The sequence below is a fragment of the Gottfriedia sp. S16(2024) genome (assembly GCF_050473765.1).
In the GTDB taxonomy this organism is placed as follows: Bacteria; Bacillota; Bacilli; order Bacillales; family Bacillaceae_G; genus Gottfriedia.
This window is the reverse complement of record NZ_JBFLUO010000001.1, coordinates 2,862,653-2,879,790: the sequence shown is the minus strand read 5'-3', so window position 1 is coordinate 2,879,790 and position 17,138 is coordinate 2,862,653. Positions and strand designations below refer to the sequence as shown.

At 31.8% G+C, this 17,138-nt stretch carries 22 protein-coding genes; 5 read left to right on the top strand and 17 right to left on the bottom strand.

Annotated elements, in window-relative coordinates:
* Positions 1-3: 3 nt before the first annotated feature.
* Positions 4-1,083: a pyruvate dehydrogenase (acetyl-transferring) E1 component subunit alpha gene (gene pdhA, locus AB1282_RS13430; protein WP_056468623.1), complete on the bottom strand. Its 1,080-nt coding sequence runs from the start codon at positions 1,081-1,083 to the stop codon at positions 4-6.
* Positions 1,084-1,548: 465 nt separating this feature from the next.
* Positions 1,549-2,196, bottom strand: a complete 648-nt coding sequence (locus tag AB1282_RS13425; protein ID WP_056468566.1) for a YkyA family protein — start codon at positions 2,194-2,196, stop codon at positions 1,549-1,551.
* A gap of 162 nt (positions 2,197-2,358) precedes the next feature.
* Between AB1282_RS13425 and AB1282_RS13420 the strand changes: the two genes are divergently transcribed.
* Together AB1282_RS13420 and def are read left to right on the top strand one after the other, a co-directional pair.
* Positions 2,359-2,502: a YjcZ family sporulation protein gene (locus tag AB1282_RS13420; RefSeq protein WP_069035541.1), complete on the top strand. Its 144-nt coding sequence runs from the start codon at positions 2,359-2,361 to the stop codon at positions 2,500-2,502.
* 189 nt (positions 2,503-2,691) lie between these two features.
* Positions 2,692-3,249 (top strand): peptide deformylase, encoded by a 558-nt coding sequence (def, locus tag AB1282_RS13415; RefSeq protein ID WP_056468569.1) that lies wholly within the window; start codon positions 2,692-2,694, stop codon positions 3,247-3,249.
* A 191-nt stretch (positions 3,250-3,440) separates the two neighbouring features.
* Here the strand turns inward: def and AB1282_RS13410 are convergent, their stop codons facing one another.
* Entirely contained in the window at positions 3,441-4,214 is a 774-nt protein-coding gene (locus AB1282_RS13410) for a Cof-type HAD-IIB family hydrolase (RefSeq protein WP_056468572.1), read from the bottom strand.
* Between the two features lie 15 nt (positions 4,215-4,229).
* On the bottom strand, positions 4,230-5,138 hold the full coding sequence (locus AB1282_RS13405) for a DMT family transporter (RefSeq protein ID WP_056468575.1): 909 nt from the start codon (positions 5,136-5,138) through the stop codon (positions 4,230-4,232).
* Positions 5,139-5,486: 348 nt separating this feature from the next.
* Between AB1282_RS13405 and AB1282_RS13400 the strand changes: the two genes are divergently transcribed.
* Together AB1282_RS13400 and rnjA are read left to right on the top strand one after the other, a co-directional pair.
* Positions 5,487-5,699: a DNA-dependent RNA polymerase subunit epsilon gene (locus tag AB1282_RS13400; protein ID WP_056468578.1), complete on the top strand. Its 213-nt coding sequence runs from the start codon at positions 5,487-5,489 to the stop codon at positions 5,697-5,699.
* A gap of 3 nt (positions 5,700-5,702) precedes the next feature.
* The gene (gene rnjA, locus AB1282_RS13395) at positions 5,703-7,370 is read left to right on the top strand and encodes a ribonuclease J1 (protein ID WP_098427104.1); all 1,668 of its coding nucleotides are present in this window, start codon (positions 5,703-5,705) and stop codon (positions 7,368-7,370) included.
* Positions 7,371-7,549: 179 nt separating this feature from the next.
* Here the strand turns inward: rnjA and AB1282_RS13390 are convergent, their stop codons facing one another.
* The 13 genes from AB1282_RS13390 to AB1282_RS13330 form a co-directional block, all read right to left on the bottom strand.
* Positions 7,550-7,786, bottom strand: a complete 237-nt coding sequence (locus tag AB1282_RS13390; RefSeq protein ID WP_429899324.1) for a DUF3977 family protein — start codon at positions 7,784-7,786, stop codon at positions 7,550-7,552.
* A 79-nt stretch (positions 7,787-7,865) separates the two neighbouring features.
* Positions 7,866-8,147 carry a hypothetical protein gene (locus AB1282_RS13385; protein ID WP_429899322.1) on the bottom strand — a complete coding sequence of 94 codons (282 nt, stop codon included), beginning with the start codon at positions 8,145-8,147 and terminating at the stop codon, positions 7,866-7,868.
* A 311-nt stretch (positions 8,148-8,458) separates the two neighbouring features.
* On the bottom strand, positions 8,459-9,493 hold the full coding sequence (locus tag AB1282_RS13380; RefSeq protein ID WP_082459398.1) for a cytochrome d ubiquinol oxidase subunit II: 1,035 nt from the start codon (positions 9,491-9,493) through the stop codon (positions 8,459-8,461).
* A gap of 158 nt (positions 9,494-9,651) precedes the next feature.
* Complete coding sequence (locus tag AB1282_RS13375) at positions 9,652-10,107, bottom strand: TlpA family protein disulfide reductase (protein WP_056468588.1); 456 nt, start codon at positions 10,105-10,107, stop codon at positions 9,652-9,654.
* Between the two features lie 246 nt (positions 10,108-10,353).
* Positions 10,354-10,896, bottom strand: a complete 543-nt coding sequence (locus AB1282_RS13370; RefSeq protein ID WP_056468592.1) for a peroxiredoxin — start codon at positions 10,894-10,896, stop codon at positions 10,354-10,356.
* 111 nt (positions 10,897-11,007) lie between these two features.
* Complete coding sequence (locus AB1282_RS13365) at positions 11,008-12,123, bottom strand: N-acetyldiaminopimelate deacetylase (RefSeq protein WP_429899321.1); 1,116 nt, start codon at positions 12,121-12,123, stop codon at positions 11,008-11,010.
* Between the two features lie 55 nt (positions 12,124-12,178).
* A complete protein-coding gene (dapD, locus tag AB1282_RS13360) occupies positions 12,179-12,895 on the bottom strand; it encodes a 2,3,4,5-tetrahydropyridine-2,6-dicarboxylate N-acetyltransferase (protein ID WP_056468599.1) in 717 nt (238 codons plus the stop codon).
* 76 nt (positions 12,896-12,971) lie between these two features.
* Positions 12,972-13,847 (bottom strand): LysR family transcriptional regulator, encoded by an 876-nt coding sequence (locus AB1282_RS13355; RefSeq protein ID WP_056468602.1) that lies wholly within the window; start codon positions 13,845-13,847, stop codon positions 12,972-12,974.
* 118 nt (positions 13,848-13,965) lie between these two features.
* Positions 13,966-14,412 (bottom strand): cyclic-di-AMP-binding protein CbpB, encoded by a 447-nt coding sequence (gene cbpB, locus AB1282_RS13350; RefSeq protein WP_056468606.1) that lies wholly within the window; start codon positions 14,410-14,412, stop codon positions 13,966-13,968.
* A 295-nt stretch (positions 14,413-14,707) separates the two neighbouring features.
* On the bottom strand, positions 14,708-14,899 hold the full coding sequence (gene abbA / locus AB1282_RS13345) for an antirepressor AbbA (RefSeq protein WP_056468609.1): 192 nt from the start codon (positions 14,897-14,899) through the stop codon (positions 14,708-14,710).
* Between the two features lie 53 nt (positions 14,900-14,952).
* Positions 14,953-15,426 carry a ribonuclease H-like YkuK family protein gene (locus tag AB1282_RS13340; protein ID WP_390312802.1) on the bottom strand — a complete coding sequence of 158 codons (474 nt, stop codon included), beginning with the start codon at positions 15,424-15,426 and terminating at the stop codon, positions 14,953-14,955.
* Between the two features lie 241 nt (positions 15,427-15,667).
* Entirely contained in the window at positions 15,668-16,168 is a 501-nt protein-coding gene (locus AB1282_RS13335; RefSeq protein ID WP_429899318.1) for a GNAT family N-acetyltransferase, read from the bottom strand.
* 134 nt (positions 16,169-16,302) lie between these two features.
* Positions 16,303-16,539 (bottom strand): YkuJ family protein, encoded by a 237-nt coding sequence (locus tag AB1282_RS13330; protein ID WP_056474223.1) that lies wholly within the window; start codon positions 16,537-16,539, stop codon positions 16,303-16,305.
* Between the two features lie 250 nt (positions 16,540-16,789).
* Here AB1282_RS13330 and AB1282_RS13325 point away from each other — a divergent pair, with 250 nt between their 5' ends.
* Positions 16,790-17,023, top strand: coding sequence for a glutaredoxin domain-containing protein (locus AB1282_RS13325; RefSeq protein ID WP_429899317.1), 234 nt, complete (start codon positions 16,790-16,792; stop codon positions 17,021-17,023).
* Positions 17,024-17,138: the final 115 nt, after the last annotated feature.

Sequence of the window (17,138 nt, the reverse complement as noted above, 5' to 3'; positions counted from 1 at the left end):
GACTTACTTCGACTCCTTCTCTTTATAAATTGCATATTGCTCTTCTATATTACTTGTTTTAGTTTCGAACATATTAGCCATTAAATCAGTAACTTTTTGTTTTGGCTCTTGGTCAGCAAGTTTGATCGCATCTTTAATTGCTTCTTTTGCTTCTTCGATAATTGCATTTTCTTCTTCTTCAGTCCAAAGACCTTTTTTCTCTAAGAACTTACGGAAACGAACGATTGGATCTTTTGCTTCCCACTCATTTTCAGTATCTTTTGTACGGTAACGAGTTGGGTCATCACCAGCCATTGTATGTGGTCCATAACGGAATGTTAATGTTTCAATTAATGTTGGACCTTCGCCATTTACTGCACGTTTACGAGCTTCTGATGTAGCTGCATAAACTGCTAATGGATCCATTCCATCAACTTGAATACCAGCAATACCTACTGCGATTGCTTTTTGAGCAATTGTTCTAGCCTTTGATTGCTTAGAAACTGGAGTTGAGATTGCGTATCTGTTATTTTGAACAACGAAAATCGCAGGAGCATTGTAAGCACCAGCAAAGTTCATACCCTCATAGAAATCACCTTGAGAAGATCCACCGTCACCTGTATATGTAATGGCAACAGATTTTTGGCCTTTCAACTTCATACCAAGTGCAACACCTGCAGCTTGAATAATTTGAGCACCAATAATAATTTGTGGGAAGATTGTATTTACATCTTCAGGAATTTGACTTCCTACTAAATGTCCACGTGACCATAAAAATGCTTTATATAATGGTAAACCGTGCCAGATCATTTGAGGTACATCACGGTAACCAGGTAAGATAAAGTCTTCTTTTTCAAGAGCAAATTGACTTGCTAATTGAGAAGCTTCTTGTCCTGCAGTAGGAGCATAGAAACCTAAACGTCCTTGTCTGTTTAATGAAATTGAACGTTGGTCAAGAACACGAGTCCATACCATACGTTTCATTAATTCTTTTAATTGCTCATCTGATAATTCAGGCATCGCTGCTTCATTAACGACTTCGCCCTCTTCATTTAAAATTTGAAGAGTTCCAACTGAATCGCCAAATTGAAGCATTTGATCCATTAATTCAGAAACAGTTTGTGTATTCTTCATTTCTGTTGTTTCCTTTCCAGCTACTTTCTTCGTAGTAGTTGCCACTAAAACCCACACCCTTCTTTAATTATGGAGGATTTATTTTCTTTATCCATCATGTGTATTTTCTTAAGAGTAATTACAAGCAACTTGTACTTATAATTAAAATCTGTACTTATACTATTCGTGTATTACACTAGTACAACATTGAACACTAGTACAGTTTATAACACGTTCATAAACTCGTCAAATATTTTGTTGTATTATTTTATTCATGATTTTTCGGAAAATTCGTCACAAAATTTCTACCCTGTACTACCTTTGAAACAGCAATCTGTTATACAATAACAGAAACTCTTTTAAATTATACTCAAATAGCTAAAAACGGATTTTTTTTATCATACATTCCAAACTGTACTACAACGATTTTTGTTTAGTAATTCTAGTCCTATTGTGTTATTTACCATATTTTTCATATATGTCTTTTTGTAAATTATTTAATTTTTGAGTATAAAGATTTAATTGATCATTATATTTAATGACATCTTTATAAATGTGATTTGTATCCTTTGTCTCACTCTTTACATTTTTTAAATCAACTTTTTTCTGCGATAATAAGTTATAAATTGAAAGATCCGTTTCCATTGCATCTTTATATTTTGAATTCAATTTATCGTATAAGTCGGTTCTTTCTCTCCATGTTTTTATAAAGTTATTAACTTCATTTCGAAACTGTTCATCCTTCGTTTCAATATTTATTGTTTGAAGTTCTTTAATTTTTATGTCAATATCGTGAATTAATTTTGACTCCCCGTTAACCCGTTCTTTCCGTTCATTTAACAAATTGATTGCTTGTTTAGCCGCCTCTTGTCTTTTATTTACTTCGCTGATTTTATATAAATAAATTTTTTCATAATACTCCAATTCTTTTACTTCCAGTTTTTGAATACCTTCTCCAGCTTTTTGAAATTTTTGTTCCATTTCTGCAATTTCAGCTAGTTGATTTATAACTAAATTCTTTTGTTTTGCTTGAGAAGTACAACCCGAACAAAAGATAAAGAGTATACTTATTACTAGCAATAGAGAATTGAATTTTTTATACATAATTTCACCCAATTTTTTTCATTATTATTTCCATGTTGCATCTTTTCAGACTTTTTATACGTCCTAAAAAATAATCTGGTCACATACCCACACACTTTATGTAGTTTTTCATAATTTGTAGTATCCGCTATATGCGGAAACAGTTTAAAGGGAGGTTATTATATGTACGGTTACGGATACGGTGGAAAAGGTGGATACCCTGGTTATGGTTACGGCGGCGGATGCGGTTGCGGTTACGGCGGTTTCGCATTAATCGTTGTTCTATTCATTTTATTAATTATCGTTGGTGCAGCTTTCGTTTTATAATTCACACTAGTAAGCCTCTATTATTAATGTATAACCACAAACTTTAAGGGGCGATATTTTATCGCTCCTTTTTCCATTCTATTGACTTGTGACTGACAATTTAAAAAAGATTTGTTAGACTAAATTAATAATACTAGTGAATAGTACATACTTATATTTAGGAAATATTAAGACAGGAGTGAAATTCATTTGATTACAATGAAAGATATAATTCGAGAAGGCGACCCTAGATTAAGGGAAATCTCGAGTGAAGTAAGCTTACCTCCATCTGCTGAGGATATTAATTTAGCTAATTCATTATTAGAGTATGTTATAAATAGTCAGAATCCAGAAATAACTGCCGAATACGGTTTACGATCAGGTATCGGCTTAGCCGCACCACAAATTGGAATTCTTAAAAGAGCAATAGGAGTTCATGTTACTGACTTACAAGGTAATTTATTTAGTTATGCATTATTAAATCCTAAAATTGTAAGTCATTCTGTTGAGGAAGTTTATTTATCAGGTGGTGAAGGCTGCTTATCTGTTGATCGTGATGTTCCTGGATATGTTCCACGTTATGCAAGAATAACAGTTACTGGCTATGATACGAGAATAGGAGAAGTAAAAATCCGTTTAAAAGGTTTACCAGCAATTTGCTTCCAGCATGAAATTGACCATCTAAATGGAGTAATGTTTTATGATCGTATTAATAAAACAAACCCTTTTTCTCCTCCAGAAGGAGCTTCACCTTTAGAGAGGAATTAAAAAAGAGCGATTGGAAAACCAATCGCTCTTTTTAGACTGCTGACAAACGCTCGCTTTCTTCGTTGCTTCGCCTGTTGAGGGGGGCTCATTACCGTTAAAAGTAACTCCGCTACTCACCAGGCTTCGCGCCTCGAAAGACAAGCGCTTGCAGTCAGTCTAAAATTCATGTTTTTGTAATTTGTCTAACATACTTAAAGAAGTCCGGCCCATTTTAAACCGTTTAAAATTCCATCTTCATCAACATTCGTTGTAATATGATTAGCTAATTTTTTAAGTGGATCTACTGCATTCCCCATGGCGATACCCGTACCTACTTTTTCGATCATTTCTAAATCATTTAATCCGTCACCAAATGCGATTACATTTTGCATATCAAATCCAAGATGGTTTACCATTTGAAGTATTCCATTCGCTTTAGAACCTCCAACTGGTAAGACATCTGACGAATATTCATGCCAGCGAATAAAATTAAAATCATTAAATCCATTTGTTAATGATGGCTCTTGATGCTCCTCGCAGAAAAGTAATACTTGGTAAATTTCACGATTATGATAAAAATCATGCTGAACTTCAGGATGTTGCATTCTAATCGATGTCATTGCTTCTTTTATATGAGGATGTGAATCAATTGACGCTCTCATTGTCTCATTATTTAAATAAATAAGCGGTATACTTAGTTCTTTTGCTTTTTGAGTAAATTGGTGAAGTTGTTCTGGATGTAGAGCATGTTTGTGAATAGCTTCACCTTCAAATTCAGCATATTGCCCATTTAAGCTTACAAAACTATTTATATTTAACTCTTCACGAATTTCTTTAAACATGAATGGCGCACGACCAGTTGCAATCGCTACGTGGATATCTCTATTTTGAAGTTCCGAAATTGCATTCTTTGTACTTTCCGGAATTACTTTATCATGATTTAAAATCGTTCCATCAATATCAAAAAAAACGATTGGTTTAGTCATATTATTCTCTCCTCACTAAGACGCTGCATTTGCTTTTGAATTATTCATTTTTGACTTCTGTTTACTATTCGTAATAAATACTCCAAGAAGTACGATTAATAGCCCCAAAATCATTTTGAAAGATAAAGGTTCGTTTAAAAAGAAAAATCCCCAAATAGAAGCAAATACAGGTACTATATAAGTAACCATTGTTGCAAATTCTGCACTTCCCTCTTTAACCATATAATAAAATAATAAATATGCCAACCCCGAACATATAACGCCTAGTCCAAACACACCACTAAAAACTTCAAAATTAACAAATGGTTTTATTGTGCCCTTCCCTAAAACGACCATATAAATAAAGCCGATTACACCAGAAATACCTAAGGTTAAAAATGAAACAATCAATACATCAATTTTTTGTAAATACTTTTTAGTTAGATGTGAACCAAGTCCATAACAAAAAGTAACAAATAACATTAATAGTGAATAAATTATATTATCGGAGAAAATTGTTGATGGATTAAGATTCATCATTATCATAACTCCAACGATCCCTACCATAAGTCCAATCCATTGTTTTCTATGAATTTTTTGAGAAAAGAAAAAGTATCCAATAATAAGTGTTGCAATTGGCGTAAAAGCATTTAATACTGCCGCTTGATTACTTTGTAGATGGGTCTCACTAAAAGATAAAAAAAGCCACGGTATTGCATGATTAAATAATGAGATCGCAATAATTAATCCCATTTTCGGTAAATTTTTATAATCAATCTTTACCTTTTTAATTAACATAATAATTAATAATGTCATAGCACCAAAGAAACAGCGATAAAATACAATTGCTTCTGGCCCCATATCGTTTAAAAGGAGCTTAATAAATAAAAAAGATGTACTCCAAATAATACTTAATAAAAACAAGGCTGCATATAACTTCTTCACTTTCTTCTCCCCTTAACTTTAAGATATCCTCTATTTTAACTGCTTTTCTGAATATATTGAATGAAAATGTTTTTTCGAACAATACTACATTTAAATATACTATGTCCGTGTTCTCTACATATAAGTTTAATTTCATGTCTTGGAGGTAAAACTAATGTTACGTAAACTTAGAAAAAAATTAAAAAAACGGCTAAAACAATTTTTGAAAAAGAAGAAATATATCTCAATAATTTCAAATTTTTTTTTAAAATGACCGTATTTTAGGTAATCTTCAATAAAAAGAATGAAAATATATAGAAAATCACTTATAATATTGAGAAGATAGTGATTTGACAAGGAGAGATTTAAATGATTTTTAAAGTATACTATCAGGAATTACCATTAGAGGTACCTGTAAGAGAAAAAACCAAAACAGTTTATGTAGAAGCAGACAGTGAAAGAGAAGTTCGTGCGAAATTATTACCTTTCAATTATAATATTGAGCTTGTTCAAGCTTTAACCGGTGCTCATCTTGAATTCGAAAAACAAAGTGAAAGCTTTAAAATTTTGGAGCTAGCGTAATTTATGAAATTTCTTAAAAATGATCAAGCTGCCGTATTCGCACTAGGTGGCTTAGGGGAAATTGGTAAAAATACATACGCAGTACAATATCAAGATGAAATTATATTAATAGATGCCGGAATCAAGTTCCCTGAAGATGAGCTACTAGGGATAGACTACGTTATACCTGATTATTCCTACTTAGTTCGAAATGAGGAAAAAATTAAAGGTTTATTTATCACTCACGGACATGAAGACCACATTGGTGGTATTCCATATTTATTAAGAGAATTAAACATTCCAATTTATGGTGGTAAACTTGCTCTTGGCTTAATTAAAAATAAGCTAGAAGAGCACGGTCTTTTAAGAAAAGCTAAATTAATTGAAATAAAAGAAGACGACATCATTAAATTTAGAAAAACTAGCGTAACTTTTTATCGTACTACTCACAGTATTCCAGATTGTTACGGAATTGTTGTAAAAACTCCTCAAGGACAAGTCGTTCATACAGGTGACTTTAAATTCGATTTTACACCAGTTGGAGAAACAGCTAATTTAACAAAAATGGCTGAGATTGGTAAGGAAGGCGTTTTATGTCTACTTTCTGACAGTACAAATAGTGAGGTTTCACATTTTACAATGTCTGAAAGAAAAGTTGGAGACACGATTAATGAAATTTTCCGTAAAGTAGACGGTCGAATTATTTTTGCAACATTTGCTTCAAACATTCATCGTCTTCAGCAAGTAGTTGAAGCTGCTATTGCAAATGGACGTAAAATTGCTGTTTTTGGTAGAAGTATGGAAGCAAATATTGAGATTGGTCATGACCTAGGTTATATCAAATGTCCTAAGGATACATTTATTGATGCATCTCAAATTAATCGTATTCCGGCTAATCAACTAGTCATTTTATGTACTGGTAGTCAAGGTGAGCCTATGGCTGCATTATCACGTATAGCAAATGGTACACATCGTCAAATTCAAATTATTCCTGGAGATACTGTAGTATTTTCTTCTTCACCAATTCCAGGTAATACAATGAGCGTAAATCGTACAATCAACTTACTATATCGTGCTGGCGCTGAAGTAATTCATGGATCATTAAATGATATTCATACTAGTGGTCATGGTGGTCAAGAAGAGCAAAAATTAATGCTTAGACTGATGAAACCTAAATACTTTATGCCGATTCACGGTGAATATAGAATGCAGCGCATGCATGCTAAGCTTGCTATGGACTGTGGAGTACCTGAAGAAAACTGCTTTATCATGGATAATGGTGAAGTTTTAGCTCTTCGTGCCGATGAGGCTATGGTTGCAGGAAAAGTACCTTCTGGTAATGTTTATATTGATGGAAGCGGTATCGGGGATATTGGTAATATCGTTTTAAGAGACCGTAGAATTTTATCTGAAGAAGGTCTTGTAATCGTTGTCGTAAGCATCGATATGAAGGAATTTAAAATCTCAGCAGGCCCAGATATCATTTCACGCGGTTTCGTTTATATGAGAGAAAGTGGCGATTTAATAAACGAAGCACAAGCAATGATTTCTACTCATTTAAACAAAATCATGGAACGTAAAACTTCTCAATGGTCAGAAATAAAAAATGAAATTACTGATACTTTATCACCTTTCTTATACGAAAAAACAAAACGTAAACCAATGATTCTCCCAATTATTATGGAAGTTTAATCATTAGGACATGTTAAAAGGGCGATCTCAAAAGTCAAAATACTTTTGAGACCGCCCTTTTTTTATAAAAATGCAATGTTAAATTTATTGTTGATTTTTGAACTAAAATAAGGTTTTCTAATTAGACAACCTTAGGAACACTTATACCACTAATGCACTGCGCTAGTTCAATAAATGAATTAACAACTACTAATCCCAAAAATAAATTTAAAATGATTACGTTTCTTTTTTATACGTTTAAAGCCTTCTTTAGAGTCAATTATTATAACTGTTCTAGCTAGCCAAATTCTTATATATAAAGAATTAATTTTTAAGGGTCCAATAATTCCCTTTTCTTCAAATTCTGTCCCATCTTCTAATTCTGTTTCTGTCCTAACTAACCAAGTATTACCGATTCCAAACTCAATAAATTTCAAACAAAACTCTCCCTTTTTAAAAGATAGCTTATACAACTATTACATTGCGTTAGTTACATAAAAAAATCGAATGCTCTATTTAAATCCCCAAATGATATAAATAAAAATTACCTTCTGATAATTTCTCTGCCATTGCTATCATTTTTTCTATTTTGCTAATTAATTCGTCTCGATTGATGAATAACTTTTCATATTCTCCATATTCATCATCTTCCTCATAAACAAAATTACCTCTAAGTTTTAACACTTTGGGTCCATTTCTAAATAAGTCTTTCCATGAAGTAAATATTGCAATTATCTTTTCTGAAGACTGTTGTTCAAATAGAGTCTCTCCATAATAATTAAGTCCTTTTCTATTCATGTTCCCACTAGTTGATGGATTTTTACTAGGTATCCAATTTAAAGAGTCCATTATATATTGGATAATATCATCATGTATTCTAACGATTTCAATTATGTATCTGGAATAAGATAAAATTCATGCTCTAACCCCATTAATTCCTCCTAAATAGTCTTTTTGTTAATTTTATAATACCATTTCTTATGAAACTAAACCGCCACTTAGTTGCATAAGTAAATCAGCAATCTGTTTTCACAGAGCCTATAAAAAATAAAAAACCACAGAATTCATTAATTCGTGGTTTTCCATAATAATAAATATTTATCTTCTTATTAATCTTGAAAGTCATTTTTATCATTACTTTTTAAAAACACTTTCATAAAGAAAGGTTTATTAAGAACTAAAAATATAAAATACACAGTAAATAAGATAAAAAATACTACAAACAGTATAATTAGCACGATTGCTAAACTACTCTTAGCAAAACTTGTTTCGATTCTTAAATAAGGATATAAGATAAATGGTAGATGACTTATTCCATATCCAAAAAATGCGAAGAAATATTGCAATAATACTAATATAAACGCTAAACCATATCTTTTTCTTTTTATCACAAAATAAATCGCTATACAAAAGCAAATAAAAGATAGAAGGAAGAATTCCCATACATTATGCATTCGATCAAAATGAACTTTATTATGTAATTTCATTGACAAAAATACGATGATACTTGAAATAATAGTTGGTAATGACCACACTAGTACATACTTTCTTAATTTAATTTCCGACTCTGTATCATTTATAAGATTTGCAGAATAAATTAAAAACATTGCACTAATAAATAGAACTGAACATACAGCTAAAAGCATTACAGATAGTGAATATGAATTCGTAATTAATTTAAATGGATAAAATCGTATATCTGTTCCATTCTCGATAATAAAACCACCTTCAGAAATTGTTAAAACAGTCGATAATGTAACAGGTATCAATAGACTTGTCGCCCCATACAAAATTAAAAAGAACTTACTCCTATTTCCGCCGTATTGCTGAAAAGTATAAAACGAGCCCCTAATTGCTAAAAAAATCATCGCTACACTACCTGGAACTAATAGTGGAACACCATAATAATATGCTACCCTCGGGAATATACCAACTACTCCTATAAAGAAGAAAATGAAAAATAATGTAGCCAGCTCCCAAATAGATGAAAGATGTCGATTTATTAAGCCAATTAATTTTGGTTCTTCTTTAGTTGTAATCGTATAAAACGCATAAAATCCTGCACCAAAATCAATTGAAGCAATAATCATGTAGGCATATAAAAACAACCATAAGATAAAGATTGCGATTGTTTGAATCTCCAAACTTTTTTCCTCCTACAGAATAATTCCTTAAACTAAAGATTAGTTTTCTTTCATTATAACTATAAAATACACTTTCTACTAGTTTCAAGATGAAGATTGCTCAAACACAAAAAGAGACTTTTAAAAAAAGTCTCCCAAGTGATGATGCAATCTGAAAATTATTCTACTTTTGCCGCTTCATCTAGTACGCGATTAACACGTTTTTCTAACATTGGCATTCCGCCTTCTCCAGCTTGGAAGTGGCGTAATACACCTGTTTTATCAAATACGTAATATGATGGTACGTATTTATTTTCAAAAGCATCTGTAATTGTATGTTGGTTATCAACTAATATTGTTTGTGTAATTCCATGTTCTTCAGCAACTTCTTTAATTTTATCGATATCTAAATCATCTTCAGATCTTGGCATATGAACACTTACTACATTTAATCGATCTTTATATTCATCTCTGAAAGCATTAATGTTTGGCATTGCTACTTTACATAAATGGCAACTAACAGACCAAAAATGAATTAATGTTGGTTTGTCACCGATTAGGTTTTCTTTTTGAATTTCTCCATTTAATACTGTTGTTGCACCATCTAATTCAGGCATTGGTGAGCGCAGTCTCATTTTATAGTCCTCCTACTTGTTTCATTAGCTCTAAGTGAGCTTGTTCTACTTTTCGTTTTGTCTAGTTCCAGGCGTTAGACCCTCGAGGTCATAAGTCAATGACCGATAAAAGTAAAAACCAACATTTCTCGGTCCTTGCCTTATGCTTGTCGGGTCTTTAACAAACGCCTTCCACTTTTCGTAATTGTGTTTAAAAAGGCCTAACTATGAGTTAGACCTTTGACATTAATTCTTAATTGTTTAGAATTATAGAGTTGCTTGACCTGGTTTCCAGTTAGCTGGGCAAAGTCCACCAGTTTGTAAAGCTTGAAGTACACGTAAAACTTCATCAACTTCACGACCGATGTTGTTGTGGTGTACTACTTGGTACATTAATTCACCCTCTGGGCTGATGATGAATAATCCACGTAATGCAATACCTTCTTCTTCAATTAATACGCCATAGTCACGAGAAATAGCGTGGTTTGTATCTGCACCTAATGCATATTTTAATTGACCTAAGCCATTATCTTTACGATCAGTGTTGATCCATGCTAAGTGAGTGTGAATTGTATCTGTAGAAACACCTACAACTTCTGCATCAAGATCTTCAAACTCGTCGTAACGATCAGAGATTGCTACGATTTCAGTTGGACATACAAAAGTGAAGTCCATTGGATAGAAGTATAATACTGTCCATTTATCGTTTTTCATGTTTTCTTCTAAGCTTACTTTACCAAATTCTTTATTTGCTAAAACTGCTTCCATTTCAAAGCGTGGTGCTTGTTTTCCTACTAAACGTTCTGCCATCGTTATTACCTCCAATATTTATGTAACTATTTATCATACAAGTGATATTATAGTAAACTACTTATTTAAAGTCAATATTAATTTATAATTATTATTAACTGAAAATCATTTTCATTGTTGCTTTTTCATAAAGTCAGATATAAATCGAATCATTAATGGAATTACATTTTCATCTGGGTTTAATTTTTGATTATGGAGTCCGAATTCCGAATTTACGCCAATCCAAAACATCAGGCCTGGAATTTCTTTTGTCATATAACCAAAATCTTCACCTGTCATTGCAACATTGCAAAACACGGCCTCAATACCGTCATATTGTTTCGCAAAATTAAAAAATTCATTCGTCAACGATTCATCGTTTATTACTCCATAGTAATTACTTCCAAAATCTACTTCTATTTTACACTGAAAACTCTCTTGAAATCCATTCACAAGACTTTCAATTCTATTTTTTAATTTCAGCATTGCTTCTTCACTTAACGCTCGCATCGTACCTTCTATTCGAACATGATCTGCAATAACATTTTGAACTGTACCACCAGTTATTTTTCCAATCGTAATGACAGCACTATCTAATGGATTTACATTTCTTGATACTACTGATTGAACTTGAGTGATAAAATGACTTGATGCAACGATCATATCATTCGTTAAATGAGGGAAAGCTGCGTGACCGCTTAAGCCATGAAAATCAATAAAAAGTTCTGATGTATGCGCAAATAACATACCAGGTTTCGTTGCAATTGTACCAACAGGATATTCAGGTGCTATATGTAAACCATAGATTACATCTGGTTTAAATGGTTTAAATTCTTCACTTTTAAGTAAGGGTTCCGCTCCACCTGGGCCTTCCTCTGCTGGTTGAAAAATAAATACGACATCGTCATCGATTGGCTCATTAACAATATTAGTCAGAACACCAAGCGCAATGCTCATATGTACATCATGGCCACAGGCATGCATATTGCCTTCATGAATCGATGAAAACTCTAATCCTGTGTTTTCTTTCATTGGTAATCCATCAATGTCTGTACGGTAACCAATCGTTCTAGTAGATTTTAACCCTTTTACTCGAACGAAAATACCTGTTCTCCATGTATCAATTACCATTCTTTCTTGATTTAAACTAGATAAATAATCTAGTAAATACGCTTGTGTTTTGAATTCTTGAAAACCAAGTTCAGGGATTAAATGTAAATCCCTTCTAATTTTAATAAATGAATCCATTTTAACTCCTCCAAAAAAAGCGTAGAAAAATAAATTCTACGCTTACTTCTTGTTATTATTGATTTAGTTGACGTAAAGCCTGAATGATTTCAGTTTTTGAAATTGTTTTATCATCGATATCTTTGATTTTTCTAGCAGGAACACCTGCAACCACAGTATAAGGAGCAACGTCTTCAGTAACAATTGCACCTGCAGCTACTACTGCGCCTTCACCTACTCTAATACCTTCTAAAACTACTGCATTTGCACCAATTAGTACATTGTCTTCAAGAATAACTGGGTTTGCTGAAGGTGGCTCAATTACGCCAGCTAGAACAGCACCAGCACCTACGTGACAGTTTTTACCTGTTGTAGCACGACCACCAAGTACGGCGTTCATATCGATCATTGTACCTTCTCCAATTACTGCACCGATATTAATTACAGCACCCATCATAATAACTGAATTGTCACCAATTGTAACTTGATCACGAATAAACGCACCTGGCTCGATACGAGCTTTAATACCTTTAGCATCTAAAAGTGGAATTGCTGAATTACGACGATCTGATTCTACTACATAATCTTCTATGTATTCTTTTTGCTCTTCAAGGATTACTTTAACATCATCCCACTCACCAAATAAAACTCCAGAATTTTGAGAAATAAATGATTGAACTGATTCAGAAATAGTAAGCTTGTCTAATTGACCTTTTACATAAACCTTTACAGGTGTTTTTTTCGTGCTATTTGCAATAAATGCAATAATTTCATTTGCGTCCATTAATTTCATAATGAATTGCCCCCTTTATTATTATCAATAAGAATACTCTATCAAATCTAGTAAGTAACTAGCAACATTTTGTCGATTAATCTTTATTTTTTTTTCGAATTGATTCTATAAATCCTTCTACTTGTTTTAATTTCATTGCATCTCGATTATAAAGTAAGTATGTATCGCGATATAAACCTGATTGTTCTTTTGTAATTAAAGGTGTTTTTATAATATTTTCATCACTAACATCATGTAATACAGAGGAAGGTAAGATCGCAAAGCCTAAACCATTCAAAACAAATTGCTTACATGTTTCAATTTGATCGACTACAATTTCATGTTTTGGTAATGAATTAAAATGCTCATACCACCATGACTGGATAAGCTGATAATAATTTGAATTACTTTTAAACTGAATAAATGGTCTTTGAATTGTTTTATATTCCTCAAGACTATGTTTTTTTGTATCAACTAATAATAATTCATCAGAAAATAGTAATTCCTTTTCTCCAAACCAATTTTGGTTTCCTCTGACAATTGCTAGATGAACTTCATTTTCATATAAGCGATTTGTAATTTCACTACTCCAACCTGTAAAAAGTGAAACTTGTACTTCAGGATAGCTTGACACATATTTTTTTAAAACTGGTGGTAACCAGTATTGCGCAACAACAGAAGAAACGGCAATCTTTAAAGTACCCGAAATATCGGATTTTAAAATTTGTAACTGCTCTAACATTGTTTGATATGTTTCTTCCATCTTTTTCGCGTAATTTAATATGATTTCACCAGATGCAGTAATAATCAATCCTTTTTGAGAACGAATAAACAATTCACTACCAATCTGCTTCTCTAAATTTTGTAGCCTTTGACTTAAAGCTGGTTGAGAAACAAATAACCTCTCTGCTGCCTTCCTCATATTCTTCTCTTCAGACAAAGTAATTATTAAACGTATATCATCAATTTGCACATAATCCCCCCTTGCCTTTATTCATAAAAATTGGATTAGACTCGTCAAAAATTCTTTTTCCCAAGAAAACCAACATTAAAAAAGTAAGTCAATTTGATGATGACTTACTTTTTAATCGCTAATGCTTATTATATCTTCTCACATTTTTATTCAATTGTTTTAAAATCGCTCTACGAGTTAATATACCTTCAAAAGTATTATTAGCATCAACCACACATACAAATGGATGATCAATTACAGATTCAAGCCCTTTAGCGAGCGTATCAGTCGTTTTTAATAAAGGTATCTCAGTACCCATTACCTCTTCAACTTTCATATTACTCAAACGTTCAAATTCAATTCTTTCTAATCCAAGTATTCCGTCTAATATCATAGACGTACTAATTAAACCTAGCAACTGAAACTTCGGATTTAACACTGGAATTGAAGAGTATCCAGATTTTGTAAGTACTAATAATGCATGCTCCAAACTGTTACCAATTTGTACATGAGCTACTTTTTCACTTGATATAATTACTTCTTCTACTTTATGTTCAAAAAATTGTGAACCATCAATACTAATCACAAACATCGTCCCCCAATAGAAAAGCAAAAGTATTTAAAAATGGTAGAAATTATCTATTCATAAACAAACATCAAATAAATACACATACAACTTTGCTATTCATCTGTATGGAAAAAATCCTATACACTATTTTATTCGATTAAGGACTATGTCCCCATCCCTATATTATCAGATTTGTAACCCCTTTCCAATTTAACTTTTCTTAAAAATTTACTTATTTATCTATAACTATTCAAAAAACAAAAAAACGTTTAGATAAATAATTTATTATCTAAACGTTCATCTATATTTGTCTTCATAGCCCTAAATCCCTTAATTTTTGATATAAATGAATCAATCTTTCATATTGATCCTCGCCTGCATCCATTAATCCATTTTCTATATCCGTTATCTGTGATGAAATGAGTTCAATTGCATAATTTTGTTTCATCACTGTGTCGACCAATAAAGACAGTTCATCTTCTGTGAAATTTTGTTCACTTAGCATCCATCATCCCTCCTAATCCTCATTCTAATCAATGTTTATTTAGTTTAAACTTCTTATTTTGTAAATTTATTTGCATAACTAAATGCTGTATAAGAATCAGGTTTTATCTTAGGAATGATGCCCATTGCAGATACTTTAGATGTCATTTCTTGTATAAACTCTTTCGTTAGCCCCATCGTACCAATGTCTAGATGAATTTCAAAACTAAAATTATTCGAATTAGCATTTTCATGAAGAGGACTAAAAATTTTTTCTAAATGAAAAGGTGATAATAAAAAAGCTATTTCCTGACTATACATAGTTTCTAGAAATATTTTCTCTTTTAAATTTCGGATTTTCTTGTGATGCCAACAAGTATGTAAACATCCCCAAGCGCCATTACCTACTCTATGCAAGTGAAGTGCCGTAATAAACTTAGTTCCATTACTATGAACTTGAGAATCTGTTCCAATGGAAAGTCGATATTGTTTATTAGGATCATTTTTTACAAAATGATATAGCCGATCAACTACATGATCAAAACTCATATTTCTCTCACTTACATTGTAAAATCGATACTGATCTTTATTCACGTATATGACCTCCCTTTTCATAACAATACATAATAATGTATTCATTAAGAATTGGGATTAGCACGACCTTACTATTTTGTAATAAAATATTAAAGAAAATCTGCTATAGTTAGTATTTATAATTACTATAAAAAAGACTGTTTAAATTGAACGGTCTTTTACATTTTGATTCGGTAAAACCATTTCAAGATTATTTCTAACACTCTATCCAAACCCAGCATTTGTTTTCGTCTTGTTTTTCAATAACTCCACCGTTTTTCATTGCAGCCTTTAATGAGTTTATATTGTTGATATGTATCGTTAGTAAAACTTTATCAATTCCCATTTCTTTAGCTCTTTCAAGCAATAACTTTAATTGAAGTTTGCCATAGTCTTTTCCTCGTTCAGAAGGAAGAATTGAATATCCAATATGTCCTCCATCATCTAACAACTTTTTTGTTAATCTGTGACGGATCTTACCGTAACCTACTGGAAATCCATTTGCAAAAAGCCAATAAATATCTTGAGGAACTCTACCTTCCCCAATTCCAATCCCCTTCGATTCGTTATCACGTTTAATCAGCCACGCCTGAAATTCCTCTAAAGTTGCTCCATTCATATCATTTAAGAACCCATTTTCATTATAAGGAATTTCTTGAAGCATCGCGTAAATTTCTTGGCCATCATTAGTTGATAATTTTTTTAAATTGAATTCCATAGTTTCAACTCTCCTTTTATTACCAAGTAATCCCCGAATGTTTATTCTCATACATATTTTACTAAGTTTCCAGGGGGTAATCTTTAAAAAAGGCAAAAAAAAGAAAAAACAAGCTATGCTTGTTTTTTCTTTTCTTATGAAATAATTTCGTATATTTCAATTGCTACCATATCGATATTATCGAATGGGAACGTTTGTGGTTTTTCACCTTGTTGAAATACTTCTAATTCAAATGTTTCATTTTTCTCAGAATACTTTACGCTACACTTTCTTTCACCGTTAACTTCAAAATATCTTTGAGCAACCTCACCGTTCGTAGCTTGTTGTTTTAAACTTTCTAAGCGTTCTAAAATTCCTAATAATAAAGACATATTAGAACTCCTTTCTACCATGTGTCATTCCCTAAATATAGGTTTTACTTTCTTACAATTTCTATCCAAAAAACTTCTGATAGATTTCAGCTATGTAAGTGTCCATTAATAAGAATACTTGTATTTCAAGATAAATTCAAGAAAAATAGTCGTTTCAACTATAAACAAATTTCTTTATATACTATATTTTTCTATGTCATAATAGTTTTATACAATTGCTTTAAGAAAAAATAAAAAAGGATGTTTGTTTATGAAGATCGAATTATTCACACAAGATGGATGCCCTCCTTGTGAATTTTTGAAAAATTATTTAAAAGAAATGAATGTTTCTTATATTGAATATAACGTTTCAAAAGATGAAAGTGCTAAAAAAAGAATGTTGTTTGAGTTAGATTCATTCTCAACACCTACTTTAATAATTGATGATGAGGTAATTAGAGGCGTTCAGATGGAGCAAATTGAAGCTGCATTACAAAAACGTTAATCCATTATCTATTCGTTTCCTTTTCAAATTAAAAACACCTAAATGAACTGTTACATTCATTTAGGTGTTTTTTATAGTTCTATACTTCATTTGTTTTTAAGATCGTTTCAAGGAC

Coding starts and splice junctions, on each gene's coding strand:
- pdhA (WP_056468623.1), bottom strand. CDS start 1,083: ATGGATCAAATGCTTCAATTTGGCGATTCAGTTGGAACTCTTCAAATT.
- AB1282_RS13425 (WP_056468566.1), bottom strand. CDS start 2,196: ATGTATAAAAAATTCAATTCTCTATTGCTAGTAATAAGTATACTCTTT.
- AB1282_RS13420 (WP_069035541.1), top strand. CDS start 2,359: ATGTACGGTTACGGATACGGTGGAAAAGGTGGATACCCTGGTTATGGT.
- AB1282_RS13410 (WP_056468572.1), bottom strand. CDS start 4,214: ATGACTAAACCAATCGTTTTTTTTGATATTGATGGAACGATTTTAAAT.
- AB1282_RS13400 (WP_056468578.1), top strand. CDS start 5,487: ATGATTTTTAAAGTATACTATCAGGAATTACCATTAGAGGTACCTGTA.
- rnjA (WP_098427104.1), top strand. CDS start 5,703: ATGAAATTTCTTAAAAATGATCAAGCTGCCGTATTCGCACTAGGTGGC.
- AB1282_RS13385 (WP_429899322.1), bottom strand. CDS start 8,147: ATGAATAGAAAAGGACTTAATTATTATGGAGAGACTCTATTTGAACAA.
- AB1282_RS13375 (WP_056468588.1), bottom strand. CDS start 10,107: ATGAGACTGCGCTCACCAATGCCTGAATTAGATGGTGCAACAACAGTA.
- AB1282_RS13370 (WP_056468592.1), bottom strand. CDS start 10,896: ATGGCAGAACGTTTAGTAGGAAAACAAGCACCACGCTTTGAAATGGAA.
- AB1282_RS13365 (WP_429899321.1), bottom strand. CDS start 12,123: ATGGATTCATTTATTAAAATTAGAAGGGATTTACATTTAATCCCTGAA.
- dapD (WP_056468599.1), bottom strand. CDS start 12,895: ATGAAATTAATGGACGCAAATGAAATTATTGCATTTATTGCAAATAGC.
- abbA (WP_056468609.1), bottom strand. CDS start 14,899: ATGCTAAGTGAACAAAATTTCACAGAAGATGAACTGTCTTTATTGGTC.
- AB1282_RS13340 (WP_390312802.1), bottom strand. CDS start 15,426: ATGAGTTTTGATCATGTAGTTGATCGGCTATATCATTTTGTAAAAAAT.
- AB1282_RS13335 (WP_429899318.1), bottom strand. CDS start 16,168: ATGGAATTCAATTTAAAAAAATTATCAACTAATGATGGCCAAGAAATT.
- AB1282_RS13330 (WP_056474223.1), bottom strand. CDS start 16,539: ATGTCTTTATTATTAGGAATTTTAGAACGCTTAGAAAGTTTAAAACAA.
- AB1282_RS13325 (WP_429899317.1), top strand. CDS start 16,790: ATGAAGATCGAATTATTCACACAAGATGGATGCCCTCCTTGTGAATTT.